15 protein-coding genes and 1 pseudogene are annotated in these 16,328 nt (G+C 64.0%); 6 read left to right on the forward strand and 10 right to left on the reverse strand.

Annotation, left to right across the window (positions count from 1 at the left end; translation table 11 throughout):
* Nucleotide 1 precedes the first annotated feature (1 nt).
* Genes PspR32_RS03215 through PspR32_RS03235 form a run of 5 tightly spaced genes read right to left on the reverse strand, consistent with a single transcriptional unit; the run spans nt 2 to nt 5,145 of the window.
* Nucleotides 2–460 (reverse strand): hypothetical protein, encoded by a 459-nt coding sequence (locus PspR32_RS03215; protein WP_159388081.1) that lies wholly within the window; start codon nt 458–460, stop codon nt 2–4.
* On the reverse strand, nt 457–1,776 hold the full coding sequence (locus tag PspR32_RS03220) for a phosphatase PAP2/dual specificity phosphatase family protein (RefSeq protein WP_159388082.1): 1,320 nt from the start codon (nt 1,774–1,776) through the stop codon (nt 457–459). Before PspR32_RS03220 ends, PspR32_RS03215 begins: the two co-directional genes overlap by 4 nt.
* Nucleotides 1,776–3,530, reverse strand: coding sequence for a bifunctional alpha/beta hydrolase/class I SAM-dependent methyltransferase (locus PspR32_RS03225; protein WP_010226909.1), 1,755 nt, complete (start codon nt 3,528–3,530; stop codon nt 1,776–1,778). Before PspR32_RS03225 ends, PspR32_RS03220 begins: the two co-directional genes overlap by 1 nt.
* A 30-nt stretch (nt 3,531–3,560) precedes the next feature.
* On the reverse strand, nt 3,561–4,166 hold the full coding sequence (locus tag PspR32_RS03230; protein ID WP_010226907.1) for a CDP-alcohol phosphatidyltransferase family protein: 606 nt from the start codon (nt 4,164–4,166) through the stop codon (nt 3,561–3,563).
* A gap of 46 nt (nt 4,167–4,212) precedes the next feature.
* On the reverse strand, nt 4,213–5,145 hold the full coding sequence (locus PspR32_RS03235) for a LysR substrate-binding domain-containing protein (protein ID WP_159388083.1): 933 nt from the start codon (nt 5,143–5,145) through the stop codon (nt 4,213–4,215).
* A gap of 77 nt (nt 5,146–5,222) precedes the next feature.
* Here PspR32_RS03235 and PspR32_RS03240 point away from each other — a divergent pair, with 77 nt between their 5' ends.
* Complete coding sequence (locus PspR32_RS03240; RefSeq protein WP_010226904.1) at nt 5,223–5,987, forward strand: sulfite exporter TauE/SafE family protein; 765 nt, start codon at nt 5,223–5,225, stop codon at nt 5,985–5,987.
* On the opposite strand, the gene PspR32_RS03245 is transcribed toward PspR32_RS03240, so the two are convergent.
* Nucleotides 5,977–6,291: a putative quinol monooxygenase gene (locus PspR32_RS03245; protein ID WP_010226903.1), complete on the reverse strand. Its 315-nt coding sequence runs from the start codon at nt 6,289–6,291 to the stop codon at nt 5,977–5,979. The two genes, PspR32_RS03240 and PspR32_RS03245, sit on opposite strands and share 11 nt — an antisense overlap.
* Nucleotides 6,292–6,481: 190 nt before the next feature.
* Here PspR32_RS03245 and PspR32_RS03250 point away from each other — a divergent pair, with 190 nt between their 5' ends.
* The 3 genes from PspR32_RS03250 (at nt 6,482) to ggt (ending at nt 9,821) form a co-directional block, all read left to right on the forward strand.
* Nucleotides 6,482–7,072: an NAD(P)H-dependent oxidoreductase gene (locus tag PspR32_RS03250; protein ID WP_010226902.1), complete on the forward strand. Its 591-nt coding sequence runs from the start codon at nt 6,482–6,484 to the stop codon at nt 7,070–7,072.
* A 67-nt stretch (nt 7,073–7,139) separates the two neighbouring features.
* Nucleotides 7,140–8,036 carry a LysR family transcriptional regulator gene (locus tag PspR32_RS03255; RefSeq protein WP_036993756.1) on the forward strand — a complete coding sequence of 299 codons (897 nt, stop codon included), beginning with the start codon at nt 7,140–7,142 and terminating at the stop codon, nt 8,034–8,036.
* A gap of 117 nt (nt 8,037–8,153) precedes the next feature.
* The gene (gene ggt / locus PspR32_RS03260; protein WP_036993759.1) at nt 8,154–9,821 is read left to right on the forward strand and encodes a gamma-glutamyltransferase; all 1,668 of its coding nucleotides are present in this window, start codon (nt 8,154–8,156) and stop codon (nt 9,819–9,821) included.
* Nucleotides 9,822–9,934: 113 nt separating this feature from the next.
* Here the strand turns inward: ggt and PspR32_RS26580 are convergent, their stop codons facing one another.
* The 3 genes and pseudogenes from PspR32_RS26580 to ypfJ form a co-directional block, all read right to left on the reverse strand.
* Nucleotides 9,935–10,798, reverse strand: a complete 864-nt coding sequence (locus PspR32_RS26580; RefSeq protein WP_374045265.1) for a methyl-accepting chemotaxis protein — start codon at nt 10,796–10,798, stop codon at nt 9,935–9,937.
* Nucleotides 10,790–11,854: pseudogene (locus tag PspR32_RS26585) on the reverse strand (methyl-accepting chemotaxis protein); the annotation flags it as partial. The gene PspR32_RS26580 and the pseudogene PspR32_RS26585, both read right to left, overlap by 9 nt.
* 209 nt (nt 11,855–12,063) lie before the next feature.
* A complete protein-coding gene (gene ypfJ / locus PspR32_RS03270; RefSeq protein WP_036993761.1) occupies nt 12,064–12,948 on the reverse strand; it encodes a KPN_02809 family neutral zinc metallopeptidase in 885 nt (294 codons plus the stop codon).
* A gap of 201 nt (nt 12,949–13,149) precedes the next feature.
* On the opposite strand from ypfJ, the gene pcaH reads away from it, so the two are divergent.
* Together pcaH and pcaG are read left to right on the forward strand one after the other, a co-directional pair.
* Nucleotides 13,150–13,869: a protocatechuate 3,4-dioxygenase subunit beta gene (pcaH, locus tag PspR32_RS03275; RefSeq protein WP_036993763.1), complete on the forward strand. Its 720-nt coding sequence runs from the start codon at nt 13,150–13,152 to the stop codon at nt 13,867–13,869.
* Nucleotides 13,870–13,882: 13 nt separating this feature from the next.
* Nucleotides 13,883–14,488: a protocatechuate 3,4-dioxygenase subunit alpha gene (gene pcaG / locus PspR32_RS03280; protein WP_010226894.1), complete on the forward strand. Its 606-nt coding sequence runs from the start codon at nt 13,883–13,885 to the stop codon at nt 14,486–14,488.
* Between the two features lie 38 nt (nt 14,489–14,526).
* Here pcaG and PspR32_RS03285 read toward each other — a convergent pair whose 3' ends face one another.
* Complete coding sequence (locus PspR32_RS03285) at nt 14,527–16,239, reverse strand: FAD-dependent oxidoreductase (protein ID WP_159388084.1); 1,713 nt, start codon at nt 16,237–16,239, stop codon at nt 14,527–14,529.
* Nucleotides 16,240–16,328: the final 89 nt, after the last annotated feature.

A 16,328-nucleotide genomic window follows, 5' to 3' on the forward strand; every position in this document is an offset into this window, starting at 1 on the left:
CTTATCCGGCAACGTGAAGCAAGGGCAAAAGCAGGATGCTGGCCAACGCCAGCACGGCTTGTACGGCAAAGCACAGCAGTTGTTTGCGCAGCAGGCCCATGGCCGCCAGGCTGCGTGCCTGCCAGTCGCGCTGATCGAGCGGGTTGGCCTTGAGCCCCAGGCTGAACAGCGACTGGTCCAGTACCTGGGTGTGCTGCGTGAGCTGATCGCTGCGGGCGGCCAGGTGCGCAAACAGATCGGCATCCAGCGCTACGCGCAGGGCGAAGAACTTCTGCACCAAGCCGGCCAACAGCAACAGGCTGCACAGCACAGCGCTGAACCAAGGGGCGGGCGCGTCGATCAGCAGCGCCGCCAGGCCAAAAAGTACCGCCAGCAGGCTGATCCCGTCGGCCAGGCGCTCAACCTGCCGACCGCGCTTGAGTAGGCTGGCGACCAGGGCCAGTTGGGTTTCGCCGCTCACAGGCAAGGCTCCGTTTGCAGGCGTTCAATCACCTGCAGGTGCTGCGGATGCAGGACCACCCCGGGGCGTGCCTGGCTAATGCGTTGCTGCGCTTGCCCGGCATCGGCGCAGCGCCCGCTGAGCACCAGCCAGGCAGCCACGGCGCTGGCGCTGCGTGAGTAACCGAGGGCGCAGCAAACCAGTACCGGGCCCTGGGTGCGCAGCTGTTCGATGGCCGTTGCCGCTTCCCGGCAGCGCTCGGCCGTGGGCACGATCAAGTCGAGGCTGGGCAGGGCGCAGTAGGCCTGGCCCGGGGCGAGCGAGGCCGGCAGTTCGGCGCACAGATCGACAATGGCGGCGAAGTGTGCGGCCTGCCCCTTGCCCGGAATTCGCCCGAGGTACACGCCATCGCACACTTCATCCGCTTGGGGATGACGCCGCGTCCACCCGCGTGAGTTGAGCCAGGCGCCAATCAGGTAGGGCGCCAGCAACCAGCGCGCGGCATACGAGAGCCGGCCATCGGCACCTTTCTGAAAGCCCTCGGCGCCCAGTTGCGCATAGTTGAGCGCCACCACCAGCAACGCAACCGCCGGCCACATCAACCACAGGGCAGCACCGCCGAGGTACAGCGCCAGCCCCACCAGCAATGCCGCTCCGGCCCCATAGCGCAGCGCCAGGCGCCAGCGCTGCGGGTCGCGGGCAAGTTGCAGATGGCGCAGCACCGGCCTGCCCTCGACCGGCCACAGCCAGACGCACAGCACGCCCACCAGCGCGCCGCTGGGCAGGTCGATAAAGTGATGTTGCCAGGTGGTCAGCACCGATACGCCGATCAGTGCCATCCAGCCATGCACCAGCAAGCGCGGCAGCCTTGCGTGGATATGCCGGGCAAACATCGCCCAGATGATCACCAGCAAGGCGATGTGCAGCGACGGCGCCTGGTTGAACGGTTTGTCGAAGCCCATCAGCACATCGAACAACCAGCCGAACAGGCCATCCAGCGCAGGCCGTTCGACGGTAAAACGCAGTGGCCAGAGCAGAAAACCGAGGATGCAGATGAGCTGCGCGCTGAGCAGGCGCAGGGCGTGGCGGTCCATCTCCCGGCGGCTCAGCGGCAACAGGAACGACAGGCCGTAGAGCAGGTCGATCGACCAGTACGGGATGATGGTCCAGGGCCACAGCGGGATGTCGCCTTCCCAGGCGAACACCAGGCTGCCGACGTCGTTGCGCCCGGCGGTGTAGGTGTTGGTCAGGCCATAGCTGAGAAAGAACAGCGGGCCGAGCAACAATAGCCAGAGCACCCCGCGCTTGATCAATCCGGGCTCGCGCACAGTGCTCATCAAGCGACCCGCTGGGCCAGGCTGACGCTGAAGATGCCCCACTCATCGATCCGCTGGCAGACCTTGCGAAAGCCTGCCGCCTCCACCAGTTGATCCATCTCCACCTGGCTGCGCCGGCGCATCACCCAGGCCTGGCCTGCGCGGTGGCTGGTCAGGGCGCGGGCGATCATCTCCAGCTGCGGGTGCCAGGGTTGGCCGGTGTACACCAGGTAACCGCCGGGCTCCACCGCCTGGGCCAGGCCGCCAAGGGAGTCGCCAACCATCTGGTTACTGGCGAACAGTTCATACAGGCCGGAAACCACCGCCAGGGTCGGGCGCGGGTCGAGGCTGGCCAGGCTCTGGGCATCGAAGGCATCGCCCTGGACGAAGCGGGCAATCTCGGCCAGGCCTTTTTCGGCGATCAGCGCGCTGCCCTGCTGGACATTGAGCTCGCTGTAGTCGCGCAGCAGGATCGACTCCGGTTTGCGCTCAAGGCCCTGCAACGCTTCAAGGATGTAGCGGCCATGGCCGGCGGCGATATCGACGATATCCACCGGCTTGCCCTGTTCGCGCAGGCGCTCGATGGCCAGGCGCAGCAGTTCCTCGACATGCAGCTTGCGCTGGCGGATGCCGCGCCAACCGATGGCGTTGAGGTAGTTCTGGTCGATCATGCGTCCGATCGCGCCCTTGCCGGTGGGCTGGTTGCGGTAGATGTAGTCCAGGGTGCTGCCGGAGTCGAAGCCGGTGTCGAAGCCAAGCTTGACCCCGTCCGACAAGCCTTTGCCAAGGCGCAAGCCGGCGCGGGTGGCGCGCCAGTAGAGGTCCGCTGGCGAGTTGCGCGGCAGCGGCGCGGCCAGGCTTTCGGCCTCGGCGCAGCTGGCGCCCAGTCGGTCGGCATCGAGCAGCGAAGGGCGCTGCGGCGCCTGGCTGAAGCAGTGCTCGATAAAGCGCCGGATCCGCGCCAGGGCATGGCTGCGGTCCCGCTCGCCAAGGGTGTCGTGGAAGAACCCGGGGAGGATGTGTTTCTCTTTATGCACGCTACCCAGGCGCTCGAAGAACTGCTCCTGGGGTTTGCGCTTGACCACGAAGTCTGCGCCGGAAATCAGCACCTGGGTCGGCACCTGGATCGCCTGGGCATCGGCCACCACGCGGTCGGCGGCTTCATACAGGCCAAGCAGCATGGTCACTGAGATCGGCCGGCTGATCAGTGGGTCGCTTTCATACGAAGCGATGCGCTCGGGGTCGTGGCTGAGCAGGCGCGGCTTGACGTAGCTGTTGACGAAGAAGTTGCCGCGCCAGGCGCGCATCAGCTTCAGCCCCGGGCGGGCAAACGGCACGTACAGCTTGACCTTGAAGGCCGGCGAGGCCAGTACCAGGCAACGCACCTTGGGCGCGTAGTCGTGGGCCCAGGTGGCGATCAGTACGGCTCCGACGCTTTGCGCCAGCACTGCCATGTCCTCTTCGGCGATGCCGTGCTCGCGGGCGATATGTTCGATGAAGGTCTGCACGTCGCGCACGCTGCAAGCGAAGCTCGGGCTGTCGCCCCGGGCCCCGGGCGACTGGCCGTGGCCACGGGCGTCCCAGGCGAAGATGTCGTGGTCGGGCAGTTGCAGTTCATCGGCCAGATGCGCCATGCGCCCGCCGTGTTCGTGGCCGCGGTGGAACATCACCACGGCGCGGCGCGGCTGGTCGTCAGCGACGTCGGCGGGCCAGTGGCGGTAATGCAGTTCGACGCCGTCGTGGGTAGTGAAATGCAGCGATTGCGCGTTGCGCATGGCAAATATCCTTATCTGGCACAAAGAGCTTCAGCGGGTTTGCGCCAGACCGCGGCTGACCCGGTTGTAGAGGGTATAGAGCGAGAGCAGCAAGATCACCAGCAGCACGCCGTTGATCCAGCTGGCCGGCAACAGCCCGCTGGCAACGCCGGCGCCCAGCACGCCGAAGGCAAAGGCACGGTCGCTCTTGCCCATGGGCCCGTCGTAGCGGCGCTCGGCACCGACCAGCGGGCCCATGACCCCGGCGTATTCACTGATCAGCGCCGCCAGCACGACGATCACCAGCAGCGCCGCCGAGACGCCCGGCAGCAGCGCGAAGGGCAGGTACAGGGCGCTGTCGGCGATCAGGTCGCAGAGTTCGTTGTAGTAGGCGCCGAGCTTGGATTGCTGGCCGAATTCACGGGCGAGCATGCCGTCGATGGCATTGAGGGCCATGCGCAGCAGCATCCACACCGGCACCAGGGCGAACAGCCAGGTGACCTGCGGGAGCCAGGCCAGCAACAGGCCAAGCAAGACGGAAACCACGGCGGCGCTCAGGGTCACCTGGTTAGCGGTGACACCTCGTTGGTACAGGCGCTCGACCGTCGGGCGCAACAGCGCCTGAAAGCGGGGTTTGAGCTGGTAGATCGACGGCACGGTGAAACTCCCTTTACGACTCGGTTGGCGATCAGTGCAGCAGCAACTAGGTCCGCGGGGGCGATTGTCGGTGGATTGCCCCTGCCGGAGCAATAGCGCCGGCACTCAGGCAGTCGAGCAGGGCCCGTGCATGCCCGGGCAGGCTGGCAAAATCCCGGCTGCACAGGCGCAACTGGCGGTTGGCCCACGGCTCGTTCAGCGCCAGGCTGCGCAAGGGCAGCAGCCCCTGCCAACGCTGCACGGCGGCCATCGGCACGATGCCCAGGCCGGCGCCATGGGCGACCATGCGGATCACCCCGTCAAAGCCGTCGGCGCGCACCCGTACCTGCAGGCGCCGGCCCAGGTGCAGGGCTTGCTCTTCAAGGTGCAGGGCGAGGGCACTGTCGGCTTGCAGGCCGACATAGCCGTGGCCGAGGGTGTCGGCAAAGCGCAGGCTGGCGTGGCTGGCCAGCGGATGCCCGGGCGGCATGATCAACATCAGCGGGTCGTCGCGAAACGGCAGGGTCTGCAGGTGCTCGCTGGCCACCGCGCTGGAGATGATGCCGATTTCCGCCATGCCTTGGGTGATCGCCTGGACGATGCGCAGGCTGGGCAGTTCGTGGATATCGAGATCGATGGCCGGGTGCTGTTGGAGAAAGCCTGCGAGCAATTCCGGCAGGTATTCGGTCAGCGCCGCGGTGTTGCACAACAGCCGGACCTGGCCCTGCAGGCCCTGGGCGTACTGCCCGAGGTCGAACTGCAGGCGCTCGACCTGCTGGCCGATCAGCCGAGCATGCTGCAGCAGCGCCTGCCCGGCAGGCGTGGCCTGCACGCCTCGGCGGTTGCGCTCGAGCAGCGGCGTGCCCAGTGAGCTTTCCATGGCGCGGATGCGCGCGCTGGCGGCCGGCAGCGACAGGTGGCTGCGCTGGGCGCCGGCGGTGATGTTGCCGCACTCCAGGGTGTGCTGGAACAGTCGCAGGTCAATCAGATCGAAATGCATCAGCCTCTACCTGAGCAATAGTCTGGCTGAGTATATGGCAGATTTTCAGCTTCGCAGGCCAGGTGCAGGATAGCGCCATGACTACCTTGTTCGGCTTCTATCAGGATATCGGTCCAGCGCTGACGCTGCTGGTCCTGGCGACCTTCGTGCTGGCCGGCGCGGTCAAGGGCGTGATTGGCCTGGGCCTGCCGACCATAGCCATGGGCCTGCTCGGTATGGCTATGTCCCCGGCGCAGGCAGCGGCCTTGCTGATCGTGCCCTCGACCCTGACCAACCTCTGGCAACTGGCCTTTGGTGGACACTTGCGGGCCCTGCTGAAAAGGCTGTGGCCGATGCTGGCGATGATTTTTGTCGGCACCTTGCTGGGCAGCGCCTGGCTGGGCATCAACAGTGGCGAATGGGCGGCGCGTGCCTTGGGTGGGGCGTTACTGGCGTATGCGTTGTACGGCCTGTTCGGCCGAGCAGTGCGCCTGGCGGCTGCACATGAACCCTGGCTTGGGCCGCTCTGCGGGCTGAGCACCGGGGTGATCACCGCTGCCACCGGGGTGTTTGTGATTCCTGCGGTGCCTTACCTGCAGAGCCTGGGCCTGAGCCGCGACGAAATGGTCCAGGCCCTGGGCCTGTCGTTCAGCGTCTCGACCCTGGCCCTGGCGATCGGCCTGGCGGGCCAGGATGCGCTCGGCGCGCAGGCCCTGGGCGCGTCATTGCTGGTGCTGGCGCCGGCGCTACTGGGCATGCTCGGTGGCCAGTGGCTGCGTCAGCGCATCAGCGCCGAGCTGTTCAAGCGCTGCTTCTTTATCGGCCTTGCCCTGCTCGGCGCGCACCTGTTGCTTAACGGCTAGCCGAAGAGGGGCTGAGCATGTCGATCAACTGGATGTCGAAGTCGCGCTCCAGATAATCCATGCGCTTGTCGAAAAACGCCTGCATGTGCGGCAGGGCCGAATGCACATCCAGCGCCGCCTTGCTGGCCCAGATCTCGTAGAACACGAACAGGCTGGGGTCTTGCTTGTCGCGCAGCATGTGGTACTCGATGCAGCCTGGCTCTTGGCGACTTGGCTCGACGTAGGCGCGAAACAGCGCTTCGAACGCTTCGGACATTTCCGGACGGGTCTTGGCTTTGAGAATGAAACCGTACTGCTCGCTCATGAAGAAGCCTCTGAAAGGAAGGTGCTAAACGATTCTAAGGCAACAATAAGCGTTGGATTCGTGCTTTTTGATCAAATGTATTTTGCCCCGGCGCGGCTGTTTCCCCGCGAGGCCGATCTCTATTCTGCCGCCATCAAATTCACTCGGTCACAGGCTTGCTTGCCCCTGATCGAACACAGATGAGGCACCTATGAAAAAAGTCCTGTTGCTCAACGGTGGTAAAAAGTTCGCCCACTCCGATGGCCGCTTGAACGAAACCCTGCACGAAGCCGCGCTGGTATTCCTTGATCGCGCCGGGTTCGATGTGAAGACCACCTACATCGACGGCGGCTACGACAACGCCGAAGAGGTGCAGAAGTTCCTCTGGGCCGACGTCATCATCTATCAGATGCCTGGCTGGTGGATGGGCGCGCCGTGGACCGTCAAGCAGTACCTGGACGAGGTCTTCACCGCCGGCCACGGCAGCCTCTACGCTAACGATGGTCGCACCCGTTCCGATGCCTCGCAAAAGTACGGCAGCGGTGGCCTGATCCAGGGCAAGCAGTACATGCTGTCGCTGACCTGGAACGCGCCGCAGCAAGCCTTTGATGACCCCAGCGACTTCTTCGAAGGCAAGGGCGTGGACGCGGTGTACTTCCCGTTCCACAAGGCCAACCAGTTCCTCGGCATGAGCGGCCTGCCGACGTATCTTGCCGTGGACGTGATGAAGCGCCCCAACGTCGAAGCCGCCGTGGCCGCCTACGAGCAGCACCTGGCCGAGGTTTTCCAGGCTCAAGCCTGATGAAGCCTTGCGCTGGCCGCGCCAAGCGGCTATCTATCACGGCTGTTGCCAACCCCGGGGTACAGCCGTGAAAGCCAAGTCCGATGAATTGCAGGTGTTCGTCTCGGTAATCGAGTGCGGCTCGATTACCGCGGCTGCCGAGCAGGGCGGGCAAACGCCATCGGCGATCAGCCGGACCCTGTCGCGCCTGGAAGCCAAGCTTGGCACCACCCTGATCAACCGCACCACCCGGCGCATGGACCTGACCGAAGAAGGGCGGTTTTTCTTCGAGCGGGCCAAGTCGATCCTGCAGCAGATGGACGAGCTCGAAGAGCATCTGTCGGTGCACCACCAGACGCCGTCCGGGCGCCTGCGCATCAATGCGGCCTTGCCGTTCATGTTGCACGCCATCGTCCCCTGGGTCGGCGAGTTCCGCGCGCTGTACCCGCAGATCCAGCTGGAACTCAACACCAGCGACCTGATCATCGACCTGATCGAGCAGAGCACCGACGTTGCCATCCGCATCGGCGAACTGGCCGACTCCAGCCTGCATGCCCGCGCGCTCGGTTGCAGCCCGTTGAACGTGCTGGCCAGCCCCGAGTACCTGGCCCGCCACGGCACCCCTGAACGGGTCGAAGACCTGCAAGGGCATGTACTGCTCGGTTTCACCCAGACCGAAACCCTCAACCACTGGCCGTTGCGCCATGCCGAGGGCGACCGCCTGCTGATCCGTCCGGGCCTGTCGGCCTCCAGCGGTGAAACCCTGCGTGAGCTGGCCCTGGCCGGTGAAGGCATCGTCTGCCTGTCGCACTTCATGACCCATGAAGACATCCGCAGCGGGCGCCTGCAGGTGATCCTGGCCGAGCACAACAGCGGCTATCGCCAGCCGATCAATGCGGTGTACTACCGCAATACCCAACTGGTGTTGCGCATTCAGTGCTTCCTCGACTTCATTCAGAACAAGCTGGCGGTCTACGCCTGCTGATCACTCCATACGCGACAGCTTCTGTCTATGCGCGGCGAAATCCCCCACGGTGTTTGATAACTCGTCGGACATCAGCCTTAATGGCTGTTCAACGAAAACAACACTAAGGAAGCTCTCATGCGCGTTGTGATGTTCCGATCCCTGGCCCTGGGCGCCGCGATCTTCGCCAGTAACGCGGCTTACGCGGTGACCCTGGAGGGTGGTGCGGTGGCTGCACCTGATCAATATGGTGCACAGGTCGCCGCCGATATCCTGAAAAAAGGCGGTAACGCGGTGGACGCGGCCGTGGCCACCGCCTTTACCCTGGCGGTCACCTACCCTGAGGCAGGCAACATCGGCGGCGGCGGTTTCATGACCCTCTATGTCGACGGCAAGGCCTACTTCCTCGACTACCGAGAAACCGCGCCGAAGGCCGCCAGCCGTAACATGTACCTGGACGACAAGGGCGAGATCATCGAGAACCTCAGCCTTGTCGGTGCCCGCGCGGCCGGCGTGCCGGGCACGGTGATGGGGCTCTGGGAGGCGCATCAGAAATTCGGCAAGCTGCCGTGGGCCGAGCTACTGACCCCGGCGGTGGGGTACGCCAAGAGCGGCTTCAAGGTTGCGTCCAAACAGTACCAATACCGCGAAGATGCCCTGGGCCTGTTCAAGGACAGCACCAACTTCAACGACTATTTCGGCAGCATGAAAGTCGGCGAGACCTTCAAGCAGCCGGAGCTGGCGCAAACCCTGGAGCGCATCGCCGACAAGGGCGTCAGCGAGTTCTACCAAGGCAAGACCGCTGACCTGCTGGTCGCGCAGATGCAGGCCGACAAGGGCCTGATCAGCAAGGACGACCTCAAGGCCTACAAAGCCGTATGGCGCGAGCCGATGAAGATCGACTGGCGCGGCAACACCGTCTATACCGCGCCGCTGCCAAGCTCCGGCGGCATCGCGTTGGCCCAGTTGCTGGGTATCAAGGAAGCGCGCGCCGCGGACTTCAAGGGCGTCGAGCTGAACTCGGCGCGCTACATCCACCTGCTGGCCGAAATCGAAAAACGCGTGTTCGCCGACCGCGCCGACTACCTTGGCGATCCGGCGTTTTCCAAGGTGCCGGTGGAGCAGCTGATTGCCAAGGACTACCTCGCCAAGCGCGCCCAGGAGGTCAACCCGACGGCCATCTCGGACACCGAGAAAGTCCGCCCGGGCCTTGAACCACACCAGACCACGCACTTCTCCATCGTCGACAAGGACGGTAATGCGGTCAGCAACACCTACACCCTGAACTGGGACTACGGCAGCGGTGTGGTAGTCAAGGGCGCAGGCTTTTTGCTCAACGACGAAATGGACGACTTCAGCTCCAAGCCGGGCGTGGCCAACGCCTTTGGTGTGGTCGGTGGCGATGCCAACGCGATCGAGCCGGGCAAGCGCATGCTCTCGTCGATGAGCCCGAGCCTGGTGACCCGCGATGGCAATGTCACCCTGGTGCTGGGTACCCCGGGTGGTTCGCGGATCTTTACCTCGATCTTCCAGGTGCTGAACAACCTCTATGACTACAACCTGCCGCTGGAAAAAGCCGTGGCCGCGCAGCGCGTGCATCACCAGTTGCTGCCCAAGGACACGATCTATTTCGATGCCTTTGCACCGCTTAACGGCGAGGTCGCGCAAGCGCTGAAGAAGATGGGCTACACCCTGGAAGATCAGGGTTGGGAGATGGGCGATATCCAGGCCATCCGCGTTAATGGCACGGCGCTGGAAACTGCTTCCGATCCGCGTGGGCGGGGAGTGGGGCAGATCGTTAAATAAGGGGTGAAGCTATCGCTGGCAAGCCAGCTCCCACAGGGGTCGGTGTAAACAGATCCATTGCGGGAGCCGGCCTTGCCGGCGATGGGCTGCAAAGCAGCCCCAGCTTCAGCGGGTCAGACGCGGAAGTGGCTGACCATGGTCTGCAACTGGTTGCCCAGGCGCGCCAGTTCAACACTCGACGCTGCGGTCTCATCGCTGGCCGCCGCCGTCTGCTCGGACACGTCACGTACGTTCAGAATGCTGCGGCTGATCTCCTCGGCCACCGCGCTCTGCTGCTCCGCCGCTGCCGCAATCTGCTGGTTCATCGACTGAATGTTCGACACCGTGCGGGTGATGCTTTCCAGCGAGGCACCGGCCTTGCGGGTCAGCTCGACGCTGCTGTCGGTCAGGTTGCGGCTGCCAAGCATCACATTGGCGACCTGCTGGGTACCGCTCTGCAGGCCGGCCACCAGCTCTTCGATTTCTTCGGTGGACTTCTGCGTGCGCTGGGCCAGGCCACGGACTTCGTCGGCGACCACGGCAAAACCACGCCCGGCTTCACCGGCACGGGCCGCTTCGATGGCGGCGTTGAGTGCCAACAGGTTGGTTTGCTCGGCCACCGACTTGATCACGTCCATGACGCTGCCGATCTTCTGGCTTTCCTGCTGCAGCAGGCCCATGGCTTCGGTAGAACGGTGCACTTCTTCGGCCAGGCGTTCGATCTGGCCGATCGCTTCGGCGACAACCTGATCACCGGCACGGGCCTGGCTATCGGCTTCAGTGGCGGCTTCTGAGGCGTGCTCGGCGTTGCGTGCCACTTCCTGTACGGTGGCGGCCATTTCATGCATGGCGGTCGCTACCTGGTCGGTTTCAACTTTCTGGCTGTTGACCCCGGCGCTGGTTTCTTCGGTAACGGCCGACAGCTCTTCGGCGGCGCTGGCGATCTGCGTGACGCCGTCGCGGATGCCGGTGATCAGGTCACGCAGGGTCGAGCCCATGCGCTGGATGCCTTGTTGCAACACACCCAGTTCGTCGCGGCGGGTGACGCGCAGGTTGTGGGTCAGGTCGCCGGCGGCGATCTTCTCGACCACGGCCAGGGTTTCGCGCAGCGGGCGGGTGATCTGGCGGGTGATGATCACCGCCGCCAGTACGCCAACCAGCAGCGCCAGCAAGGTGGCAGTCAGTTGCAGGGAGCGGGCCTGGGTGCTTTCGCTGTCGCGACGGTCAAGCTGGATCTGGTACAGGGCGTCGCTGGTCTTGACGATGTCGGCACCTTGAACGGTCATTTCCTGACGCGCTACGGCGATATCGGCAGTGGCATCGCGGAACTGGCGCACGGCGTCACGGTAGGCCATGACGGCGGTTTCGAACTGCTTGATGCGCGCGGCTTCGCCTGGCAGCTGGCGGTTCAGGCTGGCAATTTCGGCCAGGGCGGTGTCGAGCTGACGCAAGGCCAGTTGCTCGGTTTCGCTGCTGATGTCAGCGATGTAGCTGCGCACGGCCAGGCGTACCAGCAGCAGTTGCTCCTTGGCCTGGGTGATGGTGCGAAACTGCTCCAGGCGGCTGGCGTCACCCTCGGGCAGCGCCAGCACGTCGCGGTTGATCGTTTCGATCAGCTCGATGGCGCGGGCCGCGGCCTGGTTCATCGAATCGCGTGCGGCCAGGCTGGTCTTGTAACCGGCGCGCATCTTGTTGATCGATACCTGATATGCGCTGATGGTCTGGCCCAGGTCCTGGAGCAGCTTGATGTTCTCGGGGCTCTTGAAGTTCTTCAGCAGTTTTTGCTGCTGTTCGCTGAAGGCATTGAGCTTGACCTGGACGTTGCCGGCCGCCGCATCGTCGCCGTTGGTCAGCATGTACTGCAGGCGGGTGATGCGCAGGTTGGTCAGGTCGCTGTTGAGCTGGGTGATATCACTCATCCAGTTACTGCGATCGATCAGACTGCCCAGGCTGTTCCAGCCGGTGAGGGCCAGCAGGCCGGTAAGCAACAGCACCAGGCCAAAGCCCAGGCCGAGTTTCAGGTTGACGCTGATGTTGGCAAACCAGCTATTCATGCAATCCCTCCAGGAACGTTGTGCTTCTTGATCCGAATCGGTGGAAGGTTGTTGTTATTGATGGCCAGCCGATGTTCTGAGCAGGGTTTATCGGCGGCTTGCGCCGGAGCTGAAACGCTTTTTCAGCAAAAATGATCAGCGGTAGGTAACAGGGCGTTTCCGCGGCCACTCTGAGGTTTCAGGTGGCCGCGAAACCGTGGTGAGACGGGTCAGAGCGTGCGTGCGCTGAAGGTGTCGCACTGGTTGATATCGCCCTTGGCGAAGCCGGTCTTGAACCAGCGCTGGCGCTGTTGCGAGGTACCGTGGGTGAACGAGTCCGGTACCACCCGGCCTTGGCCCTGCTGCTGCAGACGGTCATCGCCGATGGCGTTGGCGGCATTCAAGGCTTCTTCGACATCGCCCGGTTCCAGCCAGTTCAGGCGTTTTTGCGCTTGGTAGGCCCAGACCCCGGCCAGGCAGTCGGCCTGCAGTTCCTGACGCACCAGCAAGCCGTTGTCGCCCTCCATGCGTTCGCCGCGCTGGCGTGCGGCCTGGACCTTGGCCGAGACGCCGAGCAGGGTTTGTACGTGATGGCCGACTTCGTGGGCAATCACGTAGGCCTGGGCAAAATCGCCGGCGGCCGAGAAGCGCTGGTCCATTTCGCGGAAGAAGCTCATGTCCAGGTAGACCTTCTGGTCCGCCGGGCAATAGAACGGTCCGACCGCCGAAGAGGCGAAGCCGCAGGCCGAGTTGATCTGGCCGCTGAACAGGATCAGGTTGGGGTCTTGGTACTGGCGGCCGGCCTGGGCGAAGATGGCCTTCCAGGTGTCTTCGGTGTCGCCGAGCACGGAGCGTACGAATTCGGCCTGCTCGTCATTGGCCGGTGGCGCCTTGCCCGTGCCGTTGGTGGCCGGCGCGGTCTGCTGCTGGTCCATCTGCCCGGCCAGTTGGCCGAGGATCTGCAGTGGGTCCTGGCCGGTGATCCAGCCAATCCCGACAATCAACAGGATCGCCCCCAGGCTCAGGCCTTTGCCACCGCCGAAGCGCATGCCGCCACCGCCCTCGCCACGGGCATCGACCACATTGTCGCTACGCCTGCCTTTTCGCCATTGCATGAGTGCTCTCCGGAGCTTGGAAACATGAGCACAAAGATTAGATCACCGCACGGGGCTCTGTCAGATTCCTGATTTGCACATAACCATTTGGTTATGTATGGCGCTGTTCTTTTCAGTATTCGCCGGGCCCCGCATACCGGAAACTGCAAGCTCGCCTGCCACGCCCAGGCCCTCCAATAATTCCAAACACAGGAGAACGGCATGTCTGCGCAAGACAACAGTCGCTTCGCTATCCGTGACCGTAACTGGCACCCGAAAGCCTTCACCCCGGACTACAAGACGTCCGTCGCCCGTTCGCCGCGCCAGGCCCTGGTGAGCATCCCGCAGTCGATCAGCGAAAGCACCGGCCCGGATTTCTCGCACCTGAAGTTCGGCCCGCACGACCATGACCTGCTGCTCAACTTCAACAACGGCGGCCTGCCGATCGGTGAGCGCATCGTCCTCGCCGGCCGCGTCTGCGACCAGTACGGCAAGCCGATTGCGCATACCCTGGTGGAGATCTGGCAAGCCAACGCCGGTGGCCGCTACCGGCACAAGAACGACCGCTACCTGGCGCCGCTGGACCCCAACTTCGGTGGCGTCGGCCGTGCCCTGACCGACCGCGAAGGCTACTACAGCTTCCGCACCATCAAGCCGGGCCCGTACCCCTGGCGCAATGGCCCCAACGACTGGCGCCCGGCGCATATCCATGTGTCGATCAGCGGCCCGTCGATTGCCACGCGCTTGATTACCCAGCTGTATTTCGAAGGCGACCCGTTGATTCCGATGTGCCCGATCGTCAAGTCGATTGCCAACCCTGACGCGGTGCAGAGCCTGATCGCACGCCTGGACATGAGCAATGCCAACCCCATGGATTGCCTGGCCTATCGCTTCGACATCGTGTTGCGCGGGCAGCGCAAGACCCACTTCGAAAACTGCTGAGGAGGCGCTACCAATGCCTATCGAACTGCTGCCGGAAACCCCTTCGCAGACCGCCGGCCCCTACGTACATATCGGCCTGGCCCTGGAGGCTGCCGGCAACCCGACTCGTGACCAGGAGATCTGGAACCGCATGGCGCGTGCTGATGCCCCGGGCGAGCACATCCTGGTGTTCGGCAATGTCTATGACGGCAACGGTCACCTGGTGCGCGACTCGTTCCTGGAGTTCTGGCACGCCGACCACAATGGCGACTACCAGGGCGACTTCGACCTGGAAAAACCGTTCAACAGTTTTGGCCGTACCGCCACGACATTCGATGCCGGTGAGTGGACCTTGCACACCATCAAACCGGGCGTGGCGAAAAACGCCGCAGGCGTGCCAATGGCGCCGCACATCAACGTCAGCCTGTTTGCCCGCGGCATCAATATCCACCTGCAGACCCGCCTGTACTTCGATGACGAGGCCCAAGCCAATGCCCAGTGCCCGGTGCTCAACCTGATCGAGCAGCCACAACGGCGCGAGACCCTGGTGGCGAGCCGCTGTGAAGTGGACGGCAAGCTGGCTTACCGCTTTGATATCCGCATTCAGGGTGAAGGCGAGACGGTGTTCTTCGATTTCTGATGCTTTCTTGGGGCTGCCTTGCAGCCCCAAGAGCTCCCTCATTCGTACGTTGTCACCCCGGCAATATGCCGCCCGGCGATGTAACCAAAGGTCGCCGCCGGCCCCAGATTGATTCCGCCCGCCGGATAATGTCCGGCCATGATGCTGGCCATGTCGGTGCCCACCGCATACAGTCCGGCAATGGCCTGCTGGTGCTCGTCCAGCACTTGCGCATGGGCGTTGGTTTTGAGCCCGGCAAAGGTGCCGAAGCAGCCTGGTTCGACCTTTACCGCATAGAACGGCCCCTGTTCGATCGGCGCCACGCACGGATTAGGCCCGTGCAGGGCATCGCCCTGTTTGCGGTTGTAGGGCGTCGAGCCGCGGCCGAATTGCGGGTCTTCGCCGTTGCGGGCATGCCGGTTGTACTCGGCGACGGTCGCGACCAGGCCCTGAGCGTCAATCCCGCAGGCCCGCGCCAGGGCTTCGATGCTGTCGCCAGTTTTCAGGTAGCCGGATTTGATCAACGGCTGCACCGGTAAAGGAAACGGCCGCGAGATGCCCAGGCCATAACGACGCTGGAAGGCATGGCTGCAGATCAGCCACGACTCGACCTTGTCCCCCGGCGCCTGGGCGACCATGGCGCTGACGTAGTCGTAGTAACCGTCGGCTTCGTTGACGAAGCGCTTGCCGTTGGCGAGCACGCCGATGATGCCGGGCTTGGCCCGATCGATGATGTGCGGGAAATGCCCAATGCTGCCGTCCGTGTGCGGCACCCGCGACACCGGCGCCCAGGCCACCGGGCTGTGCAGGTCATCGGCAACCTGGCCGCCAACGCTTTCGCCCAGGCGCAGGCCGTCACCGTTGACGCCCAGCGGCGGCAGGGCCAGGTGCTCGTGGCCGGTAGGTGTACGCGGGAACAGCGCCTTGCGCCGTTCGACGTCATTGGCAAAGCCGCCGGCGGCCAGCACCACGGCCTTGCGCGCATTGATTCGGATCGGCCCGCGTGCGGTTTCAATCAGCGCACCGCTGACCCGGCCATGCTCGCGGATCAACTGGCGAGCCGCTGCCGATTCCCAGAGCAACACGCCGAGGTCTTCAGCCGACTTGGCCAGCCGCGCGACCAGGGCTACGCCGTTGACCAGTTGCAGGGCCCGGCCGTGGGTTGCCAGGTCGAGCAGGTGGCGACTGAAGCGCTTGCTCACATGCAGCAACGAGCGCCAGGAACGGGTCAGGATAAGGAAGGCACCGAGGTCGTTGCCGGCCATGATCGGCATGCCCATGAACGAGGTTTCGCGCATGGTTTTGCGCAGGCGCGTGAGCAACTTTTTGCCCAACTGGCGGCCATCGTAGGGTGCAGCAATTACCGAACGCCCGCCGGTGCCGGCGCCAGGGGTATTGCCGTGAATGTCGGCAATGCCATTGCCGTCGGCAAATTGCAGGGCGGTATGGCGCTCGAAGAACGACACCATGTTGGGTGCCGCCTCGAGAAACGCATCGATCATCTGCCCGTCGAAACGTTCGCCCAGTTCATGTTCCAGGTAAGTACGTGGCTGCGAGCGCTCCTCGATGATCCCGGCGCGCTGCGCCAGCGGATTGCACGGCACCCACATCCAGCCGCCGGACCAGGCCGTGGCGCCGCCGAACACCGGGTCTTTTTCGACCACGATGACTTTTTCACCATGCCAGGCGGCGGTCACCGCAGCGGCCAGTCCGGCGGCGCCGGAGCCGATGACCAGTACATCGCATTCGACCAGCGGGGTGTCGACGGGCATGGGCAGTATCCTCCAACAAGTTTTGTTATATTTTGGAACTTGATTCCATATTCTACGGTTCGAGAGATTGCCCAGCCAAGGCGTGCCAC

This window comes from Pseudomonas sp. R32, from assembly GCF_009866705.1.
Taxonomy (GTDB): Bacteria; Pseudomonadota; Gammaproteobacteria; order Pseudomonadales; family Pseudomonadaceae; genus Aquipseudomonas; species Aquipseudomonas donghuensis.